At 60.3% G+C, this 18,770-nt stretch carries 19 protein-coding genes and 1 tRNA gene; 9 read left to right on the top strand and 11 right to left on the bottom strand.

Annotation, left to right across the window (positions count from 1 at the left end; all coding sequences use genetic code 11):
* The first annotated feature begins 2 nt into the window (after positions 1-2).
* The 5 genes from cydD (at position 3) to cydX (ending at position 6,434) form a co-directional block, all read left to right on the top strand.
* On the top strand, positions 3-1,793 hold the full coding sequence (gene cydD / locus EXN68_RS19650; RefSeq protein WP_142842611.1) for a thiol reductant ABC exporter subunit CydD: 1,791 nt from the start codon (positions 3-5) through the stop codon (positions 1,791-1,793).
* Positions 1,790-3,481, top strand: a complete 1,692-nt coding sequence (gene cydC / locus EXN68_RS19645; RefSeq protein ID WP_142842459.1) for a thiol reductant ABC exporter subunit CydC — start codon at positions 1,790-1,792, stop codon at positions 3,479-3,481. Before cydD ends, cydC begins: the two co-directional genes overlap by 4 nt.
* A gap of 66 nt (positions 3,482-3,547) precedes the next feature.
* On the top strand, positions 3,548-5,125 hold the full coding sequence (locus EXN68_RS19640) for a cytochrome ubiquinol oxidase subunit I (RefSeq protein WP_142842458.1): 1,578 nt from the start codon (positions 3,548-3,550) through the stop codon (positions 5,123-5,125).
* 6 nt (positions 5,126-5,131) lie between these two features.
* Positions 5,132-6,289: a cytochrome d ubiquinol oxidase subunit II gene (cydB, locus tag EXN68_RS19635; protein WP_142842457.1), complete on the top strand. Its 1,158-nt coding sequence runs from the start codon at positions 5,132-5,134 to the stop codon at positions 6,287-6,289.
* Positions 6,290-6,311: 22 nt separating this feature from the next.
* Positions 6,312-6,434: a cytochrome bd-I oxidase subunit CydX gene (cydX, locus tag EXN68_RS19630; protein WP_045015706.1), complete on the top strand. Its 123-nt coding sequence runs from the start codon at positions 6,312-6,314 to the stop codon at positions 6,432-6,434.
* A gap of 80 nt (positions 6,435-6,514) precedes the next feature.
* Here the strand turns inward: cydX and EXN68_RS19625 are convergent, their stop codons facing one another.
* From EXN68_RS19625 to EXN68_RS19595, 7 genes are all read right to left on the bottom strand, one after another.
* The gene (locus tag EXN68_RS19625; protein ID WP_142842456.1) at positions 6,515-6,703 is read right to left on the bottom strand and encodes a hypothetical protein; all 189 of its coding nucleotides are present in this window, start codon (positions 6,701-6,703) and stop codon (positions 6,515-6,517) included.
* A 22-nt stretch (positions 6,704-6,725) separates the two neighbouring features.
* Complete coding sequence (locus tag EXN68_RS19620; protein ID WP_046801706.1) at positions 6,726-7,145, bottom strand: DUF3597 domain-containing protein; 420 nt, start codon at positions 7,143-7,145, stop codon at positions 6,726-6,728.
* 12 nt (positions 7,146-7,157) lie between these two features.
* Complete coding sequence (locus EXN68_RS19615; RefSeq protein ID WP_142842455.1) at positions 7,158-7,409, bottom strand: GlsB/YeaQ/YmgE family stress response membrane protein; 252 nt, start codon at positions 7,407-7,409, stop codon at positions 7,158-7,160.
* A gap of 149 nt (positions 7,410-7,558) precedes the next feature.
* Positions 7,559-8,416: a carboxylating nicotinate-nucleotide diphosphorylase gene (gene nadC, locus EXN68_RS19610; protein ID WP_142842454.1), complete on the bottom strand. Its 858-nt coding sequence runs from the start codon at positions 8,414-8,416 to the stop codon at positions 7,559-7,561.
* Position 8,417: 1 nt separating this feature from the next.
* Positions 8,418-9,983: an L-aspartate oxidase gene (locus tag EXN68_RS19605; RefSeq protein WP_142842453.1), complete on the bottom strand. Its 1,566-nt coding sequence runs from the start codon at positions 9,981-9,983 to the stop codon at positions 8,418-8,420.
* Complete coding sequence (gene nadA, locus EXN68_RS19600) at positions 9,980-10,951, bottom strand: quinolinate synthase NadA (protein ID WP_142842452.1); 972 nt, start codon at positions 10,949-10,951, stop codon at positions 9,980-9,982. Before nadA ends, EXN68_RS19605 begins: the two co-directional genes overlap by 4 nt.
* A gap of 70 nt (positions 10,952-11,021) precedes the next feature.
* Positions 11,022-11,924 (bottom strand): NUDIX hydrolase, encoded by a 903-nt coding sequence (locus EXN68_RS19595; RefSeq protein ID WP_142842451.1) that lies wholly within the window; start codon positions 11,922-11,924, stop codon positions 11,022-11,024.
* Between the two features lie 210 nt (positions 11,925-12,134).
* Here EXN68_RS19595 and EXN68_RS19590 point away from each other — a divergent pair, with 210 nt between their 5' ends.
* Positions 12,135-12,509, top strand: coding sequence for a PAS domain-containing protein (locus tag EXN68_RS19590; protein ID WP_142842450.1), 375 nt, complete (start codon positions 12,135-12,137; stop codon positions 12,507-12,509).
* Positions 12,510-12,575: 66 nt separating this feature from the next.
* Positions 12,576-13,103 (top strand): thermonuclease family protein, encoded by a 528-nt coding sequence (locus EXN68_RS19585; RefSeq protein WP_142842449.1) that lies wholly within the window; start codon positions 12,576-12,578, stop codon positions 13,101-13,103.
* Between the two features lie 51 nt (positions 13,104-13,154).
* Here the strand turns inward: EXN68_RS19585 and EXN68_RS19580 are convergent.
* Together EXN68_RS19580 and EXN68_RS19575 are read right to left on the bottom strand one after the other, a co-directional pair.
* Positions 13,155-13,230: transfer RNA gene (locus tag EXN68_RS19580), tRNA-Ala, on the bottom strand.
* Between the two features lie 152 nt (positions 13,231-13,382).
* Positions 13,383-13,772, bottom strand: coding sequence for a TIGR02300 family protein (locus EXN68_RS19575; protein WP_046801713.1), 390 nt, complete (start codon positions 13,770-13,772; stop codon positions 13,383-13,385).
* 198 nt (positions 13,773-13,970) lie between these two features.
* Here EXN68_RS19575 and cmk point away from each other — a divergent pair, with 198 nt between their 5' ends.
* Both cmk and rpsA read left to right on the top strand, forming a co-directional pair.
* On the top strand, positions 13,971-14,630 hold the full coding sequence (gene cmk, locus EXN68_RS19570; protein ID WP_161991400.1) for a (d)CMP kinase: 660 nt from the start codon (positions 13,971-13,973) through the stop codon (positions 14,628-14,630).
* A gap of 171 nt (positions 14,631-14,801) precedes the next feature.
* A complete protein-coding gene (gene rpsA, locus EXN68_RS19565; RefSeq protein ID WP_046801715.1) occupies positions 14,802-16,502 on the top strand; it encodes a 30S ribosomal protein S1 in 1,701 nt (566 codons plus the stop codon).
* 100 nt (positions 16,503-16,602) lie between these two features.
* On the opposite strand, the gene EXN68_RS19560 is transcribed toward rpsA, so the two are convergent.
* Together EXN68_RS19560 and EXN68_RS19555 are read right to left on the bottom strand one after the other, a co-directional pair.
* Positions 16,603-18,150, bottom strand: a complete 1,548-nt coding sequence (locus tag EXN68_RS19560) for a hypothetical protein (RefSeq protein ID WP_142842447.1) — start codon at positions 18,148-18,150, stop codon at positions 16,603-16,605.
* A gap of 267 nt (positions 18,151-18,417) precedes the next feature.
* Positions 18,418-18,726 (bottom strand): hypothetical protein, encoded by a 309-nt coding sequence (locus EXN68_RS19555; RefSeq protein ID WP_046801717.1) that lies wholly within the window; start codon positions 18,724-18,726, stop codon positions 18,418-18,420.
* Between the last annotated feature and the right edge of the window lie 44 nt (positions 18,727-18,770).

Below are 18,770 nucleotides of genomic sequence, written 5' to 3'. Positions count from 1 at the left end.
ACATGTCCGCACAAATCCGCCAGTCGGCCGATAGCAATGGCGCAGACTGTCCTGTGCCGGTTTCGGTCTCATCTGAAACGCCGAGGCGGCGCTTCTTCAGCACCGCCAGCCGCAAGACCTCCCGTGACAAGACTGCCGTGAAGGCGACGCGCGCACCGGCGGTGGGAAGATCTGTTGCCCTGGTGCATGTTCTGGCGGCCCTGCTCTGGTTGCCGCAGGCGGGCCTGCTGGCCTTTTCCGTCGGAAAAATCGCTGATGGCGAGCCGATGATGGCAATCGTGCCGGCGGCTGTTGCGGTTCTCATTCTGGGTTTCCTGAAGGCGTGGCTGGAGAAAATCGCTGCGAGACTATCGTTTCGTACTGCGCGTGCGGCGTTGTCGCAGCGGCGGCTGGAAGCGCTTCAGGCTGTGGCGAAGGTTTCGCCGCTCGATTTGTCGCGCACGGCTTCCGGCGAGGCGGCAAGTGTCGTGGCCGAGGCGGCGGAATCGCTGGTGCCCTATCTTTCCCGTTTCCAGCCGGCGCGGATGAAGGCGACCATCGTTCCCCTGGTTTTTGTGCTGGTGATCCTGCCGTTCACCTGGATTGCGGCGCTGGTGCTGCTCCTCTCCATGCCGACCATTCCGCTTTTCATGGCGCTGATCGGCTGGCAGGCCAAGGCGGCGAGCGAAAAGCAGCTGGCCGAGACCGGCAATATGAATGCTTTCCTGCTGGATCGCCTGCGCGGGCTGGAAACAATCCGCGCACTGGAAGCTGTCGATCTGACTGCCGGGCGCCTCAGCGCCGATGCGCAGAACCTCAAGACGCGGACGATGGCGGTTCTGAGGATCGCTTTTCTGTCTTCGGCGGTCCTGGAGCTTTTCGCCGCCCTAGGCGTTGCCATGACCGCCGTTTACATCGGTTTCCATCTCCTCGGTTTTCTTGATTTCGGCGCGTGGGGGCAGAAGCTGACACTTGCCGAGGGTCTGTTCATCCTGCTTCTGGCCCCGGCCTTCTTTGAGCCGCTACGGGAATTATCCGCAGTCTGGCACGACCGGGCGGCGGGGGAAGCAGCACTTGATGCGCTCGACAAGTTGACGCAGGGCGGTGCGGCCATTGCGGGTGAGGGCAGGGATGTGGCGTCGGCAACATTGCCCACCCCCGGTACGGTGGAGATGGACGACCTGTCCTTTGCCTATCCAGCCTCGCCGCCCGTGCTCCGCAATTTCAATCTCAACATTCGGGCGGGCGAAACGGTAGCGCTCCTGGGGCCATCGGGTTGCGGCAAATCCACTGTCCTGTCGCTGGTCGCCGGGCTGGCTTCGGCCGGAAGCGGCACGATAAAAATCGGCGGTATCGCCCTTGATGACGAGGCGGCTGATACAATTCGAACATCCATCGGCTGGATCGGCCAGAAACCGTTCTTTTTTGCCGGTTCGCTTGCGGCAAATATCCATTTCGGCCGCCCCGGCATTACGCGGGATATGGTCGAGACAGCGCTTGAGCAGACAGGTCTCGAAAGACTGTCATCCGCCCGGCAACATCTGCTTGTCGGCGATGCCGGCCATGGCATTTCCGGTGGTGAAGCGGTGCGGCTGGCCATTGCGCGCGCCGTCGCCGATCCCGCGACACGCCTTATTCTGGCTGACGAGCCGACGGCGCATCTGGACCGGGAAACCGCCACTCTCATTACGGAAAACCTGCTGCAGCTCGCAAAAGGCAGGACGTTGATCGTCGCAACCCATGATCCGGTGCTGGCGGCGCGCATGGACAGGGTCGTGGATATGGCGGCGATCCATTCGGGGGATCGGTCATGATTGCGCGTTTTGCCATATTGAAACCTGTCATTGCCCTATTCTGGTCGGCGCGTCGCGGCATGCTGCTTGCCGGCACGGTTCTGGCCGCAACCACGGTGCTGGCGGGCATCGGCCTTCTCGGTGTTTCCGGCTGGTTTATTACTGCCACTGCCATTGCCGGTCTGCTTCCGGCAACGGCCTATGCGTTTGATGTCTTTATGCCGTCGGCAGCCATTCGTCTTCTGGCGCTGTCGCGCACCGCCGCCCGGTACGGCGAGCGCATGACCACCCATGAAGCCACGCTCTCCGTGCTCGCGGCGCTGCGCGAAAGGCTGTTTCGCGGCTTTGCAGCGCCGCAGGCGGCGCAAAATCTGGAAGCGAGGCCCGCCCGCCTGCTGAACCGGTTGACCGCGGATATCGATGCGCTGGATTCGCTGTATCTGCGTGTGCTGGTTCCTGCCGCCGTTGCGGTCCTTGCGGCTGTTGCAACCGGCATCGGGCTGGCTTTTCTCAATCCGCTTGCGGGCATTCTGGCGGCGGTCTTTCTCATTGCGGCAGGGCTCGGCATTTCGGTGCGCTCCGCCCTGCGGGCAGAGAAATTCTCGCGCCGGCGGGCAATCGGACTTGAAGCCTTGCGTGCCCGTACGGCAGACCTCGTCAACGGTCAGACGGAATTGCTCACGGCAGGTCGCCTTTCCGCGCAGGTCGCGGCAGTGAGGCGCGCCGATGACTACCTGCTGTCCTGCGACGAGGCCTTGAACCGCATCGAAACGAATGCCGGTTTTTCCTTTGGGCTTGCAACGGCGGTCCTTCTGAGCGCGGCTCTGCTCGGCATGGCCTGGCTGGCGGAGCAGGGAACGGTCAGCGCGCCGGCCGCCGCGCTCGGGTTGCTCGTCTGTTTTGCCGCGCTGGAGCCTTTCACCGCGCTGCGCCGCGGAGCGATGGAACTCGGCCGCACATTGTTTTCCGCAAGGCGCATCGCGCCGCGCCTTTCAGCGCCGGCCGAGGTCCGTTGTCCGGCTTTGCCCGCCAGCGGCGTGGCTGCCGAGCTTGAAGGCGTGCGTCTGGAACGGCACGGCAACGACCAGCCGGTCCTGACCAAGATCAATCTTGCCATTGCCGCTGGCGAAAAGGTCGCGATCATCGGCCCGAGCGGTGCGGGCAAGACGAGCCTCCTCCAGCTTCTGGCCGGTGAATTGCAGCCATCGGCAGGTACTGTCCGCGCCTTGCCCTCTTCGCTTATGACACAACGGAGCCAGCTTTTCCGCGATAGCATTGCCGATAATCTGAGACTGGCGAAACCCGCTGAGACCGAGCGCGAATTGTGGGACGTCCTTGACGCCGCAGGCCTTGCCGAACACGTCAAAACCCTGCCCGCCGGGCTGGAGACGAGGCTTGGCGAGGCGGGGCAGGGTCTCTCCGGTGGCCAGTCGCGCCGGCTGGCGCTTGCCCGTTTTCTGCTCATCGACAAACCGCTCTGGCTTCTTGACGAGGTGACCGAGGGACTGGACGGCGAGACGGCCCGCGACGTGCTCAGCCGGCTGTTTGCGAGGGCCGAAGACAAGACTGTCGTGATGATCACCCATAATCGCCGCGAGGCCGAATTCACTGACCGCATCATCGTGCTGAAAGACGGGCGCCAATTTGACGAATGTCAAAGCGGGACGCCGGAATACGACGTAGTGCTGCAAACATTACGTCGGGACTGAGTATTTTTCGGGGCCGGCGTGATTTCGTAACAGAAGGCCGGCTTCCCATAAAGGTGGGGTAAAACCATGGAACTCGACATCGTGGCGCTGTCGCGCCTGCAATTCGCGGTTACCGCTTTATATCACTTTCTGTTCGTTCCGCTGACGATCGGGCTGTCGGTGGTCATCGCCATCATGGAAACGGTCTATGTCATGACCGGCCGGGTGATCTGGCGGCAGATGACGAAATTCTGGGGCACGCTGTTCGGCATCAACTTCGTGCTGGGTGTTTCGACAGGCATTGTCATGGAGTTCCAGTTCGGCATGAACTGGAGTTATTACAGCCACTATGTCGGCGATATTTTCGGTGCGCCGCTGGCGATCGAGGGCATGATGGCCTTCTTTCTGGAAGCTACCTTCGTTGGCCTGTTCTTTTTCGGCTGGGACAAGCTGTCGAAACTTGGCCATCTCGTTGCGACATGGTGCGTGGCGATCGGTTCGAACTTCTCGGCGCTGTGGATATTAATCGCCAATGGCTGGATGCAGAACCCGACGGGCTCGGCTTTCAACCCGCAGACCATGCGCATGGAAGTGACGGATTTCGCCGCGGTCCTGTTCAACCCGGTCGCACAGGCGAAATTCGTTCACACGGTTTCCGCAGGTTATGTCACGGCCTCCATCTTCGTGCTCGGCGTTTCCGCCTGGTATGTGCTGAAGGGGCGTCACGTCGATCTCGCCAAGCGGTCGATGACGGTCGCGGCTTCCTTTGGTCTCGCGTCAGCCCTGTCGGTCGTCGTGCTGGGGGACGAAAGCGGTTATCTCTCCACCGAACACCAGAAGATGAAGCTCGCCTCCATCGAGGCCATGTGGGAAACGGAACCGGCACCGGCACCCTTCACGGCCATAGGTTTCCCCAATCAGGAAGCGCGCGAGACGCATTTCGCGGTGAAGATCCCCTGGGTGATGGGCCTTATCGGTACCCGTTCGCTCGATACGGAAATCCCTGGCATCAACGATCTGGTGGAACAGGCAAAGACCCGTATCCGCGACGGCATCAAGGCCTATGACGCGCTGATGCAGATACGCGCCAGCGGCAAGGGCGCGCAACTGCCGGAAGAGGTGAACGGCACGTTCGCCGAACTCGGCCACGAGCTTGGTTATGCCCTGCTGCTCAAACGTTATGTCGACGATCCGCGTCAGGCGACAGAAGAGCAGATCGCCAAGGCGGCGGCCGATACCATTCCGCATGTGCCGACCCTGTTCTGGGCCTTCCGCATCATGGTCGGTCTCGGCATGTTCTTCATCGTTTTGACGGCGACCTTCTTTTATCTTTCAGCCCGCCGGCGGCTGGACCGTTATCCGCTGTTGCTGAAGGTGGCCGTCTTCGCCATTCCGCTGCCGTGGATTGCCGCCGAAATGGGCTGGGTTGTGGCCGAGTTCGGGCGTCAGCCGTGGATCATCGAGGGCGTGCTGCCAACGGCGGCGGCTGTTTCGAGCCTTAGCGCCTCGACGGTTCTGATTACGCTTCTGTGTTTCATCGCCATCTACACGGTGCTGTTCATCGTTGAGATGGGGCTGATGCTGAAGGCGATCCGCAAGGGGCCTGATCCGGACCATGAGCCGGAAGCGCCGCTCGTTCCTGAAAAACTCGTCGCTGCGGAGTAAACGATCATGATCCTGCACCAACTCATCGACTATGAAATCCTTCGCATCATCTGGTGGCTGCTGCTCGGCATATTGCTTATCGGCTTTGCCGTAACCGGTGGTTTCGATCTCGGCACGGGCGCGTTGCTGCCCTTCGTCGCGAAGACGGATATTGAGCGGCGTGTCGTCATCAACTCCATCGGCCCGGTCTGGGAAGGCAATCAGGTCTGGCTCATCCTCGGCGCCGGAGCGATCTTCGCGGCGTGGCCGCCACTCTATGCGGTGTCATTTTCAGGGTTTTACCTGGCGATGGCCGCCATCATGTTCGCGCTGATCCTGCGACCGGTCGGTTTCAAATACCGTTCCAAGCGTGAAAGTGCGGCATGGCGCAGCGGCTGGGACTGGGCTTTGTTCGTCGGTGGCTTCGTACCGGCGCTGATCTTCGGCGTGGCGATCGGCAATGTGCTGCAGGGCGTCCCGTTCTATTTTAATGATGACCTCAGGATCTTCTACGACGGCACGACGCTGTTCGAGCTTCTGAACCCCTACGCTCTACTTTGCGGCCTCGTTTCCGTCGCCATGCTGGTGATGCACGGCGCGGCCTGGCTGGTGCTGAAAACCGACGGTCCGGTTGCCACCCGTGCCCGCGGTTTCGGCAGCATCGCGGCACTTGCCACCACCGTTCTTTTTGCAATCGGTGGCATCCTGCTGTGGTTTGGTGTCGATGGTTACCGTTTCACCTCGGAAGTCGTGACCGATGGGCCGTCCAATCCTCTGGCAAAGACGGTTGAGGTCGCAACCGGCGTCTGGTTCTCCAATTATGCGGCGCATCCCTGGATGATGCTGGCGCCGGCACTCGGTCTGGCCTTCCCGCTGGTCGCCTTCATCTTGCTGAGGCTCCGCAGGGAAGTGATGGCGCTGCTTGCCAGCTCGCTTGCCATTTTCGGCATCATCGCCACCGTCGGGCTTTCAATGTTTCCCTTCATCCTGCCGTCCTCGGTCGATCCGAAGTCGAGCCTGACGGTCTGGGATGCGTCGTCCAGCCATATGACGCTGTTCAACATGCTGGTCGTCACCCTTATCTTCGTTCCGATCATCGTCGCCTACACCTCATGGGTCTATCGCGTGTTGTGGGGCAAGGTGGATGAAAAGGCGATCCGCGACGATAGCGGCCATGCATATTGATATCGACAGAAGGAGATCGAACATGTGGTATTTCGCCTGGCTGCTCGGCCTGCCCCTCGCCGCCATCTTCGCCGTCATGAACGCCATGTGGTATGAGCTGATGGAAGAAAACGCCAAAAAGGCTGAGGCTAAGCTGGAAAAATAACGCTTCGGCATGAGACTAAAAGGGCGGCATCCGGTCCGGATGCCGCCCTCTCGTAAAACAGCCGCGCCTATCGCGCGGCCTTAGTGGATGGCGATGCCGCGCTTGTCCGCTTCTTCCTTGATGATGTCTTCGACGATTGCTCTCTTGAGGTTTGGATTTCCGAGGAGATAGTCGTCGGCGATTTCAAAAATCGACTTCGGGTTATCGGTCCCGTGCAGGGTATCGAGATCCTGGCCGATCTGCTCGCGCAGGCTGGAATAGTCGTCCATTGCGGCTCTCCCGTTTACCGGTTCAATCCAAAAGGTCGGCCGGAACCTTGCCGCCGTTTTCGGAGAGTTTCTTGATGACGGCCTTGTGCAGCCAGATATTCATCGTGGCCGAATCCGAGGTATCACCGGTGTAACCCAGTTCACCCGCCAGCTCTTTTCTGGCGCTGAGGCTGCTATCCAGATCAAGGGCTTTCAGAAGATCGACGATCGAGTGTTTCCAGTCGAGCTTCTGTCCGTTCTTTTTGACTGCCGCATCCAGAATGGAGGCGACGTCGACGCTGCCGGTGGATGCCGGAGCGCTGGCTGTCGGTGCCGGCGAAGCAGGCTGGGCGGGTGCTGCCGGGCTTGCGGCGGTCGTTGGCGTGCCGGCCGGTGCCGAAGTCTGCGGGGCGGCCTCGGCCTTGCCGAAAATCGCGTTCTTGATCTTGTCGAAAAAGCTCATTCTTGTGCTCCCTTATCGGCGAATTGCGCGCCCGACGGCGATGAGAATGCAGGCGCCGATGAAACCGGCGATGAGATAACCAATCCAGCCTCCGAGCGAGACGCCAATCAGCCCCAGAAGGAAATTGGCGACGATGGCGCCGACAATGCCGAGAATAATGTTCATGAAAACACCCATATTGCTTTTCATGAACTGTTCGGCGAGCCAACCGGCTACGCCGCCGATGATGATTGCTGCAATCCAGCCAACTTGTGCGTCTTCCATAATAAGCCTTTCCTTTGTAAGAGAGGTCCGCAGGCATATGGACAGGCTTTTGCGCGCACTAATCCCCCCGCCTTGAATGACCCCAGGCGGGGTAACAACGCAGATGCGGAGATTTGGTTCCCAGCGGCGCGCCTGGGCTGCCTTATTCTTTAGCCCCGGCTTTGAAAATCCAGCCCGATATCGAGAACCGGTGCGCTGTGCGTCAGCCAGCCGACGGAGATGAGATCGATGCCGCTTGCGGCGATGGCTGCCGCCGTCTGCGGGTTGATGCGGCCGGAGGCTTCGGTGATGGCGCGCCCGGCGACGATCGCCACGGCCTCGCGCAATTGTTCCGGCGTCATGTTGTCGAGAAGAACCGCATCGACACCTTCGTCCATTACCTCGCGCAATTGAGAGAGCGTATCGACCTCTACTTCGATTTTGACGAGATGGCCCACGCCCTGTTTGGCGCTTCGGATGGCGGCACGCACCCCGCCCGCCACGGCAATGTGGTTATCCTTGATGAGGACGGCATCATAAAGCGCGAAACGGTGGTTCATGCCACCGCCGGCGCGCACGGCGTATTTTTCGAGCGCCCTGAGGCCGGGCGTCGTCTTGCGGGTGCAGGCGATTGAGGCCTTGGTGCCGGAGATGGATGCGGCGATTTTGGCGGTAACGGAGGCGATGCCCGAGAGATGCCCGAGAAAATTCAGCGCCGTGCGCTCCGCCGTCAGAAGCCCGCGGGAAGGGCCTTCGATCGTCGCGATGATATCGCCGGGCGCAACGGTCGCTCCATCCTCAACGTGTCGTTTCAGTATGATGGCGGGATCGACAAGCTGGAAAGCAAGCTCCGCCGCATCGAGACCGGCAATGACGCCCGGTTCACGTGCGGCCATGACGACGACCGAGCGATGATCGGCGGGAATGACGGCGGCGGAGGTTATGTCGCCCGCAAGCCCCAGATCTTCCAGAAGGGCGTTGCGCACGAGCGGCTCGATGATGAGACGTGGCAGGGGGGCAAGGGTCATGTCAGGCGCTCCGCGCAATGCTGGAAGAAGAAAAGCTGGATGAGGAAAGGTCATGGCCGATGGCGATGACGTCGGTCAGGCTCAGCCTGCGTCGTGTGGCTACAGCGTCCTTTCCGGGAAAATCGTCGCGAAAATGCGCGCCGCGCGATTCCGTGCGCAGGGCCGCAAAGACGGCGATGGTGAGACCGATAAGGGCGGGATCGGATGCCGGGCCTTCCTGTTCGGCAAGCGGCAGCAGGTCCCGGATCGCTTCGCGCAAACCTGCTGCATGTCTCACAATGCCGAGATGGCGGGAAACGATGGGCCGGACGGCAGCGAGATCGGCGGCCACACAGTCGGGGGCTGCGCGTTGCGCAACAGTTGCCGGCCCTGCCGTGGCCCGTCGACCGGCAATGTCCAGCGCTGCGCGTATGCCCATGGCGGCGGCTTCCAGCAGGGAGTTGCTGGCGAGCCGGTTGGCGCCGTGCAGACCCGTGCAGGCGGTTTCACCCGCAACCCAAAGGCCCGGCACCGAGCTCTGGCCTCTGCCATCCGTAGCGACGCCGCCCATATGGTAATGCACGGCGGGACGCACGGGCACAAGCTCACGGGCGGGGTCTATGCCGGCCTCGCGGCAGAGCAGGTCAATAGAGGGGAAGCGCACCGAAAAGCCGGAACCCAGCGCCTTGCGGGCATCGAGAAAGACCGCGCCGCCGCGCAGGATTTCCCGATCGATGGCGCGGGCGACGATATCACGCGATGCAAGCTCGGCACCCGGCACCGCCGCCATGAAACGCTCGCCGTTTTCATTGAGCAGAAGCGCGCCTTCGCCCCGAACCGCCTCGCTGACCAGCGCCAGCGGCCGTCTGGGCGAGGAAAGCGCCGTCGGGTGGAACTGGACGAATTCCATATCGGTAAGGATGGCGCCGGCCCGCGCCGCGAGCATGATGCCCTGGCCGAAATTGCCGGAGGGATTGGTCGTCGCCTCGTAAAGCCCACCAAGGCCGCCAGTCGCAAGAATGACCTGCGTGGCCGGCAGAATGAAACTGCCCTTCGGGCCGACGCAGGCGAGACCTGTGATAGCACCGTTTTCCGTCAATAGACGGCGCACTTCCGTGCCTTCCATGACAGTGATGGACGGCATGCGAAGGACTGCGGTTGCGAGCGCCCTGACAATGGCCGCGCCCGAACCGTCGCCTTCCGCATGCAGGATGCGCCGCCGGCCATGGGCAGCCTCCAGCCCGAAGACGAGTTTCCCCTCGGCATCGCGGTCGAAGCGCACGCCGGCCCGCTCCAGCGCCTCGATGACGGCGGGGGCGGCGGAAACGATTTGCTCGGCCATATCGGCGTCGCAGAGCCCGTCGCCTGCGGCGAGCGTGTCGGCAAGATGCAGTGCGGCGCTATCGCCCGGGCCGAGACTTGCGGCAATACCCCCCTGCGCCCAGGCGCTTGAGGTTTCGCCGCCGAGCGCGCCACGTGTCAGAAGTAGCACGGGCTGCGGCGCAAGCGTCAGCGCCGCCATCAGGCCGGCAATGCCGCTGCCGACGATGACTGTCCAGTCCTGCTGCAACGGAAGGCGTTCGCTCATACCTCCAGCATCCTTTCCACGGCGCGGCGGGCGGCGACCGCGATTGCCGGGTCGACCGTCACCTCATGGCGGTTTTCCTCCAGTGCCGTGCGGATATTGCCAAGCGTGATGCGCTTCATATGTGGGCAAAGATTGCAGGGGCGGATGAATTCGACATCGGGGTGATGCACGGCGACATTGTCGCTCATCGAGCATTCGGTCAGAAGCACCACGCGAGCGGGTCGCTCCCGGCCGACATAATCCGACATGACCGCGGTGGAACCGGAAAAATCGGCGGCTTCCACGACATCCGGCGGACATTCCGGATGTGCGAGAACGGTGACGCCCGGATGGCTCTCTCTCAATTCCCTGATGTCATCGGCGGTGAAAAGCTCGTGCACTTCGCAATGGCCACGCCAGGCGATCAGCTCGACATTGGTTTCCCGCGCCACGTTCTGCGCCAGATATTCATCCGGCAACATCAGCACACGCGGCACTCCGAGCGACTCCACCACCTGGCGGGCATTGCCGGAGGTGCAGCAAATATCGGACGCCGCCTTCACCGCCGCAGAGGTGTTCACGTAGGTTACGACTGGAACGCCGGGATAGGCCTTGCGCAACAGCGCAATATCCTCGGGCGTGATGGAGTCTGCCAGCGAGCAGCCGGCGGCCATATCCGGAATGAGCACGGTTTTTCCCGGATTGAGCAGCTTTGCCGTCTCGGCCATGAAATGCACGCCGGCCAGAACGATAACATCCGCTTCCACCTCCATCGCCTTGCGCGCAAGGGCGAGGCTGTCGCCGACGATATCGGCAACGCCGTGGAAGATTTCCGGTGTCTGATAATTATGGGCGAGGATGACGGCGTTGCGTTTGCGCTTCAGCTCAAGGATCGCATCCACATCATCCTGAAAGCCCATCCATTCAGCCTTGGGAATGACACGGCTGACCCGATCATAAAGGCTTGCAGCAGAAATCTGTTCGTTCACGAGCACTCTCCCATTTATACTCTTTTTGAGTATATCTAGAACAAAGGGATATTCTCATTATGAGCATATGTCAATTGCGGGAGAGTGGCAGTTTCGTTCCGGAAAGGGCACGTTCATCGAGCACGGTCTGGCGGAAGCGGAAAAGCTTTGCCGGGCGGCCGCCGGTTTCGCTCGTCATGTCGCCGGTCTCTTCCACTAGCTGCTGCTGCTCGATCAGCCGGCGGAAATTCTGCTTGTGCAGGGTCAGTCCCGCCAGCGCCTCTATCGCGCGCTGCAATTGCAGCAGGGTGAAGGTATCGGCCATCAGTTCGAAGACCACCGGGCGATATTTGATCTTGGCCCTCAGGCGAGCGATGCCGGTGGCGAGAATGCGGCGGTGATCGGCAAACATCGGTCTGCCGAAGTTGGTCCGCGGCTCGCTCTGGGCTTCCTCGACAAGGCCTGCCTCATACAGCAACTCGTAGCGCTGCAGGGTGAGCTCCTCGTTCCAGCCGCCGCCATCGAGGCCGAAGGTAAAATCGGCCCGCAGGTGACGCTGGCTCTTGCAGGCAAGATCGGAATCCGCCCAGGCGCGCAGCCTGTCGATGATGGTATCCAGAACCGCCGGGCGTCCCTGCCGATGATCCTCCCAGGGCAGGTATTCATACCAGCCATGCCAGAGCGCATGCCCGTTGCCCGATGATTCGTGCTCGCGAACCAGCCCCAGATAACCGATGGAGATGGTTCGTCCGCCGGGGATATCGTTGTTACGGTCGCGATCCGCGAAGGTGTAAAGCTGCTCGAGATAACCGACTGGATGATGGGTCTGTTCGTGGATCCACTCCCGCAGCCCGCTTTGCAGCGTTCTGTGCCCGAACTCGAATGGGCCTGAGGGAAGTGCTGCGCCCGCCCGGACGGTCATCACCCGCGGTTCGTCTCCCGTAATGGCGGTGACGACGGCAATGAGTTCAGCATGGGCAAGCCCGATGGTCACGGCGACTCCTGTCTTGGGTTGCGGTATCAACCTTCTTTGGCACAGGAAGGCTGGTTCGCCAACAAGGGGCAGGCGGCAAAGTGCTTTCTATATCCGCATAAAGTCTAAAGTAGCATATAATCAAACAAATGGATAAAATCTTGTGATTAGCAATGCATTTTTTGTTATGTTATAAAAAAGTTATAAGCATTCATGTAGTGTAGAAAGCCGATGTTAGAAGATATATCTCTGGAAGAGACGCTGATTGGTTATTATACGTGGAGCATCGGCCAGAATCTGGTCTATCTGGATGCCGTAGCTTCGCGTCTGCGCGATTTCTCCTTTGAAGAGGCTTCTCGCGGCATTCCGGTGGAGAAGTTCATCGCCCAGGTTGAGGTTGGTTCACAGGCCCGGGTGGCGCGAGCGGTCCATAATTCGCTGACAAACGGTGAGTTTTACGATCAGGAGTGCCGGATTGATCTCAAGGCTGGCGGTTTCCGTTGGCTCAGGACGACGGGCAGGGTGATCCACGACTGCGACGGCGTTCCGATCATGGCAATGGGGACAATTCGCGATGTTACCGCGCGCAAGGTGCTGTTGATGTAATGCGGCGTCTCCCCTACTCTGCAGCGAGATAGGGTCATATTTTATCGCTTTTGATGTTTCGGTGACATGGTTCGGCAGATCGCAATTTTGCTGTTTCAGATCATGCTGGTGATAGGGTTCGGCATTGCCGGCATGCGCATCGCCTCGTTCCTCAATGGCGAAGATGAATACGAGACTGCGGGTCTTGCGGCAAACACGGAAATGCTGTGGACGACCTTCCCGGTGAAGGTCGATACCCGTCAGCAAAATTATGAACGAATCCCCACCCCGCCCGATCCCTATCCGTTAAAAATACATGCGGACCAGCGCCTTCGCGTGGTCGCTAGCAATCGCTTCACCTTCAAGGGCCAGGAATTCCGCCTTGCCGGCGTCGAAGGCATCGACCGCAACCGCGTCTGCGCCGGTGCTGATGGCCGCCGCTATGCCTGCGGCCTGAACGCCTTCAAGGCACTGGAGAACCGGCTGCGCGGCAAATATCTCGAATGCCGGGTGGTGGAAGAGGGAGTGGCAGTCCAAACTGTTGAATGCGGGATCAAAGGGCAGGACGTGCGGGCGTTATTGCAGGAGAGGACCATGCCGGTCGCTGGCCGGTAGGACGTCGGGCTATGTCTGTCTTCTGGATGATTTATCGTGCCTGGGAAGATTTGGTGGAGCTAAGCGGGATCGAACCGCTGACCTCTTGCATGCCATGCAAGCGCTCTCCCAGCTGAGCTATAGCCCCATAAGGGTTCCGGCATTTCGTCCGGTTCCGGGAACCGAAGCGGCTGTTGTTCCGTTCGGTGGCGGCTTACTACTTCGGCTAATCGAAGAGTGCAAGCACAAAAAACAGCCCGGCTTCATTTTTTTGTCGCCGGGCTGGTTTATCCAATAAGATCAAGCTTCTTCGTCGTCGCCCGTAACGCCGATGATGCCGGACATGTCGTCATCATCGTCGTCTTCGTCAGCTTCAAGGAAGGTATCGTCGTCGTCGCCGATTTCCACGTCGTCTTCGTCGTCGCCCATATCCGGAATCTCGTCGCCGCTGTTGTCGCCATCGGCATCTTCCAGCGATACGAGTTCGACTTCCGTGTTTTCGGTATCGACTTCCGCTACTTCCTCTTCCTCAGCCTGTTCGAGCTTTGCCTGTGCCGTGCTTTCCTCGAAGAAGGAGAGCGGCCATGACTTGCCGGTATAGGGAGAAACGACCGGATTGCGGTTCAGATCGTAGAACTTCTTGCCGGTATCGGGGTCTGTGCGCTTGGTACCAAGGTCCGCTTTTGCCACTGTCTAAGCCTCAAATTGTCGAATGAGTTTCGGTGTGTACGCCGTAAAACCGGCATAGACTGTAAAATTTCTAGCCGGTCCCCTTAATCGTTGCGGTCTTTCGTGTCAAAGACAAACTTCGGGCATTACCCTTGCAACGCACCTTATATGCCGGGCTGCTGATGAAGATTGGAAGCAGCCGAACGCCATATTATATGAATGACGCACACACAGGCAGAGAGCTTCATGACATTCACGATCGCCATAGATGGACCGGCTGCGGCCGGCAAAGGAACTTTGTCGCGCAGGATAGCGGAAATCTATGGGTTCCATCATCTCGATACCGGCTTGACCTATAGAGCCACCGCCAAGGCCCTTCTCGATGCCGGCCTGCCGCTTGATGATGAGGGTGTGGCTGAAAAGGTGGCGCTGGAACTCGATCTTGCAGGCCTCGACCGCTCGGTGCTTTCCCGGCACGATATCGGCGAAGCAGCGTCGAAGATTGCGGTGATGACGCCGGTGAGGCGCGCACTCGTCAAGGCGCAGCAGCGTTTTGCGGCAAGGGAGCCGGGCACGGTGCTGGATGGCCGCGACATCGGCACGGTGGTCTGCCCGGATGCGCCGGTGAAGCTTTATGTCACGGCTTCGCCTGATGTCAGGGCAAGACGTCGTTACGACGAAATTCTGACCAATGGTGGAGAGGCCGATTACGACGCCATCTTCGCCGAGGTGAGGCAACGCGACGAGCGCGACATGGGCCGCGCCGACAGCCCGTTGAAACCGGCTGAAGACGCGCACTTGCTAGATACGTCGGAAATGAGTATAGAGGCGGCGTTTCAGGCCGCGCGGGCGATCATCGACGCCGCCCTGAGGAAATAGGTTTTTCGCGGAACCGCTTCATTTCGGTCCGCGTTTAGTCCGGAATTGCCTGAAGACATGTCCTTGCGCCGGAAAGCCTTTTAAAAAGGCGGGCATGGGTTCGGGTATCAACAACACTAGCCCACCGGCGCTTTTGTATTCGCCTTAGTGCGGATGCAACCAGGAGATTTCATGTCAGTATCTACCCCCACGCGCGAAGATTTCGCAGCGCTTCTCGAAGAATCCTTTGCCTCCAACGATCTTGCCGAAGGCTATGTTGCCAAGGGTATCGTAACGGCAATCGAGAAGGACGTTGCCATCGTCGACGTTGGCCTCAAGGTTGAAGGCCGCGTACCGTTGAAGGAATTCGGCGCGAAGTCCAAGGACGGCACGCTGAAGGTCGGCGACGAAGTCGAAGTTTACGTCGAGCGCATCGAAAACGCTCTCGGCGAAGCCGTTCTGTCGCGCGAGAAGGCTCGCCGCGAAGAAAGCTGGGTCAAGCTCGAAGCCAAGTTCGAAGCTGGCGAGCGCGTCGAAGGCGTTATCTTCAACCAGGTCAAGGGTGGTTTCACCGTCGATCTGGACGGCGCCGTTGCCTTCCTTCCGCGTTCGCAGGTCGACATCCGTCCGATCCGCGACGTTACCCCGCTGATGCACAACCCGCAGCCCTTCGAAATCCTCAAGATGGACAAGCGTCGCGGCAACATCGTTGTTTCGCGCCGTACGGTTCTCGAAGAGTCGCGTGCCGAGCAGCGTTCTGAAATCGTTCAGAACCTCGAAGAAGGCCAGGTTGTTGACGGCGTCGTCAAGAACATCACCGATTACGGTGCGTTCGTTGACCTCGGCGGCATCGACGGCCTGCTGCACGTTACCGACATGGCATGGCGCCGCGTCAACCATCCTTCGGAAATCCTCAACATTGGCCAGCAGGTCAAGGTTCAGATCATCCGCATCAACCAGGAAACCCACCGTATCTCGCTCGGCATGAAGCAGCTCGAGTCCGATCCGTGGGATGGCATCTCCGCCAAGTACCCGGTTGGCAAGAAGATCTCCGGTACGGTCACGAACATCACCGACTACGGTGCATTCGTTGAGCTGGAGCCGGGCATCGAAGGCCTGATCCACATTTCCGAAATGTCCTGGACCAAGAAGAACGTACATCCCGGCAAGATCCTGTCCACGAGCCAGGAAGTCGACGTTGTCGTTCTCGAAGTCGATCCGTCCAAGCGCCGTATCTCGCTCGGCCTCAAGCAGACGCTGGAAAACCCGTGGCAGGCATTTGCCTACAGCCATCCGGCCGGCACTGAAGTTGAGGGCGAAGTCAAGAACAAGACCGAATTCGGTCTGTTCATCGGCCTCGAAGGCGATGTCGACGGCATGGTTCACCTGTCGGATCTCGACTGGAACCGTCCGGGCGAGCAGGTCATCGAAGAGTTCAACAAGGGTGACGTCGTCAAGGCTGTCGTTCTTGACGTTGACGTCGAGAAGGAACGCATCTCGCTCGGCATCAAGCAGCTTGGCAAGGATGCTGTCGGCGAAGCCGCTTCGTCCGGCGACCTGCGCAAGAACGCTGTTGTTTCGTGCGAAGTCATCGCCGTTAACGACGGTGGCGTTGAAGTGAAGCTCGTAAACCACGAAGACCTCACCTCCTTCATCCGCCGCAACGACCTCGCACGCGATCGCGACGATCAGCGTCCGGAGCGTTTCTCGGTTGGCCAGGTTTTCGACGCTCGCGTCGTCAACTTCTCCAAGAAGGATCGCAAGGTCATGCTTTCGATCAAGGCTCTGGAAATCGCTGAAGAGAAGGAAGCCGTCGCACAGTTCGGTTCTTCCGACTCGGGCGCTTCGCTCGGCGACATCCTCGGCGCGGCTCTGAAGAACCGCGGCGAATAATCGCTCTGATCTTTTGAAATGAAGAACCCGCCGGAATTTTCCGGCGGGTTTTTTATTGGCGCAGTTTTCGCGTCATCGGAGACGGGTGGTCACCTGAAACTCAGAGCATGCCGCTCATTCTGAGATAATAATTTTCCGCGCTATCGTCGTAAGCCGCTTCCGGTGGGCTTTCCTGTTCTCCGGTCTCGTCATTGGCGGCCAGCCGCTCTTCCGCCTCTTCCGGAGCTTCGGCGTTTTCGCCGTCAGCTTCGCCTTCCGCTTCATCTTCAGAGAACGGGCCGCCACCGCGGGGTGGTGTTTCCGATTCATAATCCTCTTCCGCTGGCGGATAGGCGACCAGCGGCAGCGGTGTGCCGTCTTTTGCGAGAGCGGCGGCGATCAGCGATTGTGAGGCCGATTGTTCGAGCATCGCCATTCTCGTTTCCGGATCGAGTGCTGCGCGGGGGAGGGGCTGGGCCTCCGGACGGTTGGCAATCGTCTCCGCCTCCTCGCCGGAGGGATGGATGAGCGGCGTCGGCACCGCGGTCTTTTCGGCCGGCTGATTCTCGAGCTGCTGCGGCGCGGTGCCCGGCGGCGGGAAAGGTGATTGCGCGCCGGGCGCGGCTCTGGAGGGAAGTTTTCCGGCAAGGGCGGCGAGCAGCAGGTTTTCCATGGTCTTGGCATCGCCCGCAGGTTGGCCAGAAGACTGGCCAGAAGACTGGGGCAGGGGCGTGCGCATTTCCTTCTGCTCCGCCTTCATCATATCCCGAAGGGGGAGCGCCGGGCGCATCTCGCCATTTTCAGCCCGCGGCGAGTTTGCCAGGCGTGCCTCTGCCGTTATTTCCCTGGTCACGTTGCCTGCGGGTGATTGAGGCGGGCGTCCCACACCTCCCGCTTTTCCCTCCGGTTTTGAGGCTGCCGGCGCAGGTTCGGGCATGTCTGTTGCCGGTGCGGAAAGGCTCGCCCGTAGATCCGGTGGCCCTATCTGCGCCGCGATGACGTTTTTTATCGCTGCGCCACCGAGGGCGAGCGGACTGATGAGCAAAGGCAGAAGTCGGGCGGTCGCTGCCGCGCTTGCCGGTTGCGCAGCCGCAGCGGCATTCTGGTGGTTTCCGGAATTCTGGCTTTGGCGGCTCTGGGGTCTCGGCTGCGTGGGTGCCGAACTGGCGGGATTGTTTTGCTGATAGGAAGAAACCACCGCTTTCGCTGCCAGATCCATTCCCTTATAGCGGGAAAGCTCGATCAGCAGGGCGAGACGGGCCGCTTCCGGACCAGTGGGCTGTTTCAGAATTTCGGCCAGCATCGAAAGGCTCAAGCCCTGCAGGGCCTTGCTGACCTGCTGTTCCAGCGCCAGGCGTTGCGCGGGGGGCATGGTGCGCAGCGCGTCCGTCAGGCGCACCACATAAGTCTCGATGGCTTCGCCGTCGCGCCGTGGCAGGTTCATCAATTTACCGAGCGTTTCCGCCAGTACGGCGGTGCTGCGGGAAAGTTGAAATTCGCTGGTCAGCGAGGCGACCGCGGCTTTGGCAAAAATACTGCTGCCATTGTCGGGAGCAGGATTGGTCACCTGCGGGATCACGGCGTCTTTCGGCTGCCCGCGGGTCGCCGGCGGAACTGTCGTTCCATAGGCGGCATCGGCTGCCGAAATTTTCGTTACAGGCGGTAACATGGGTGCGCTCCGTTCCTATCGATTACCGCCGCTGGCTTGCGAAAGGGCCAATCCACACTGGCTCTCTGGTTCGCGTCTGGCCCGTCTGTTGAAAGATTGCCGCGCCGGTGATGTACAGGTGTCATCTCGCCCGCTCATGCGGGAGCGCCCGTATATGCCGCTGGCGCGAATGCCAGCTCTCTTCGGCACACACAGAATCATCAAGTCGAAGCTTGCCGCGCAGAGATTAATATTTGGCTAACCATAAATTGTGCCGGATGGCTCCGCTCACGGCGAAACGCCGATGAACATGCGGTAAAGCCCGTTATCGTCGGAATTGACCGAGGAAATGTGGTCGGGTTCGCTGACGGGCACTTCCATGGCCTCCGGCGGCATGGCATCGAGCCAGCTCGCCTTGGGAAAGCTTCTCTCGGGTCGAATTTCCACGGGATCGATGGTGTCGTCATCCTCGCCGGGCGCGAGGAAGTTCGCGTTATCCGGGGCGAGTGGCGGGGCCGCTATCGAGAGCAATGCCTGCGCGGTATTCGGTTCGGCATCGAGGCCGGCGCTGCCGGATAGGCCGGAAATATCGGACATGTCTGAACTCACATCATGTTTCGCTCAAATACGGTCGCAAGCGG

This window comes from Martinezella rhizogenes (assembly GCF_007002745.1).
Lineage (GTDB): Bacteria > Pseudomonadota > Alphaproteobacteria > Rhizobiales > Rhizobiaceae > Agrobacterium > Agrobacterium cucumeris.
The sequence above is the reverse complement of the archived record's forward strand: the minus strand, read 5'-3'. Positions and strand labels throughout refer to the sequence as shown.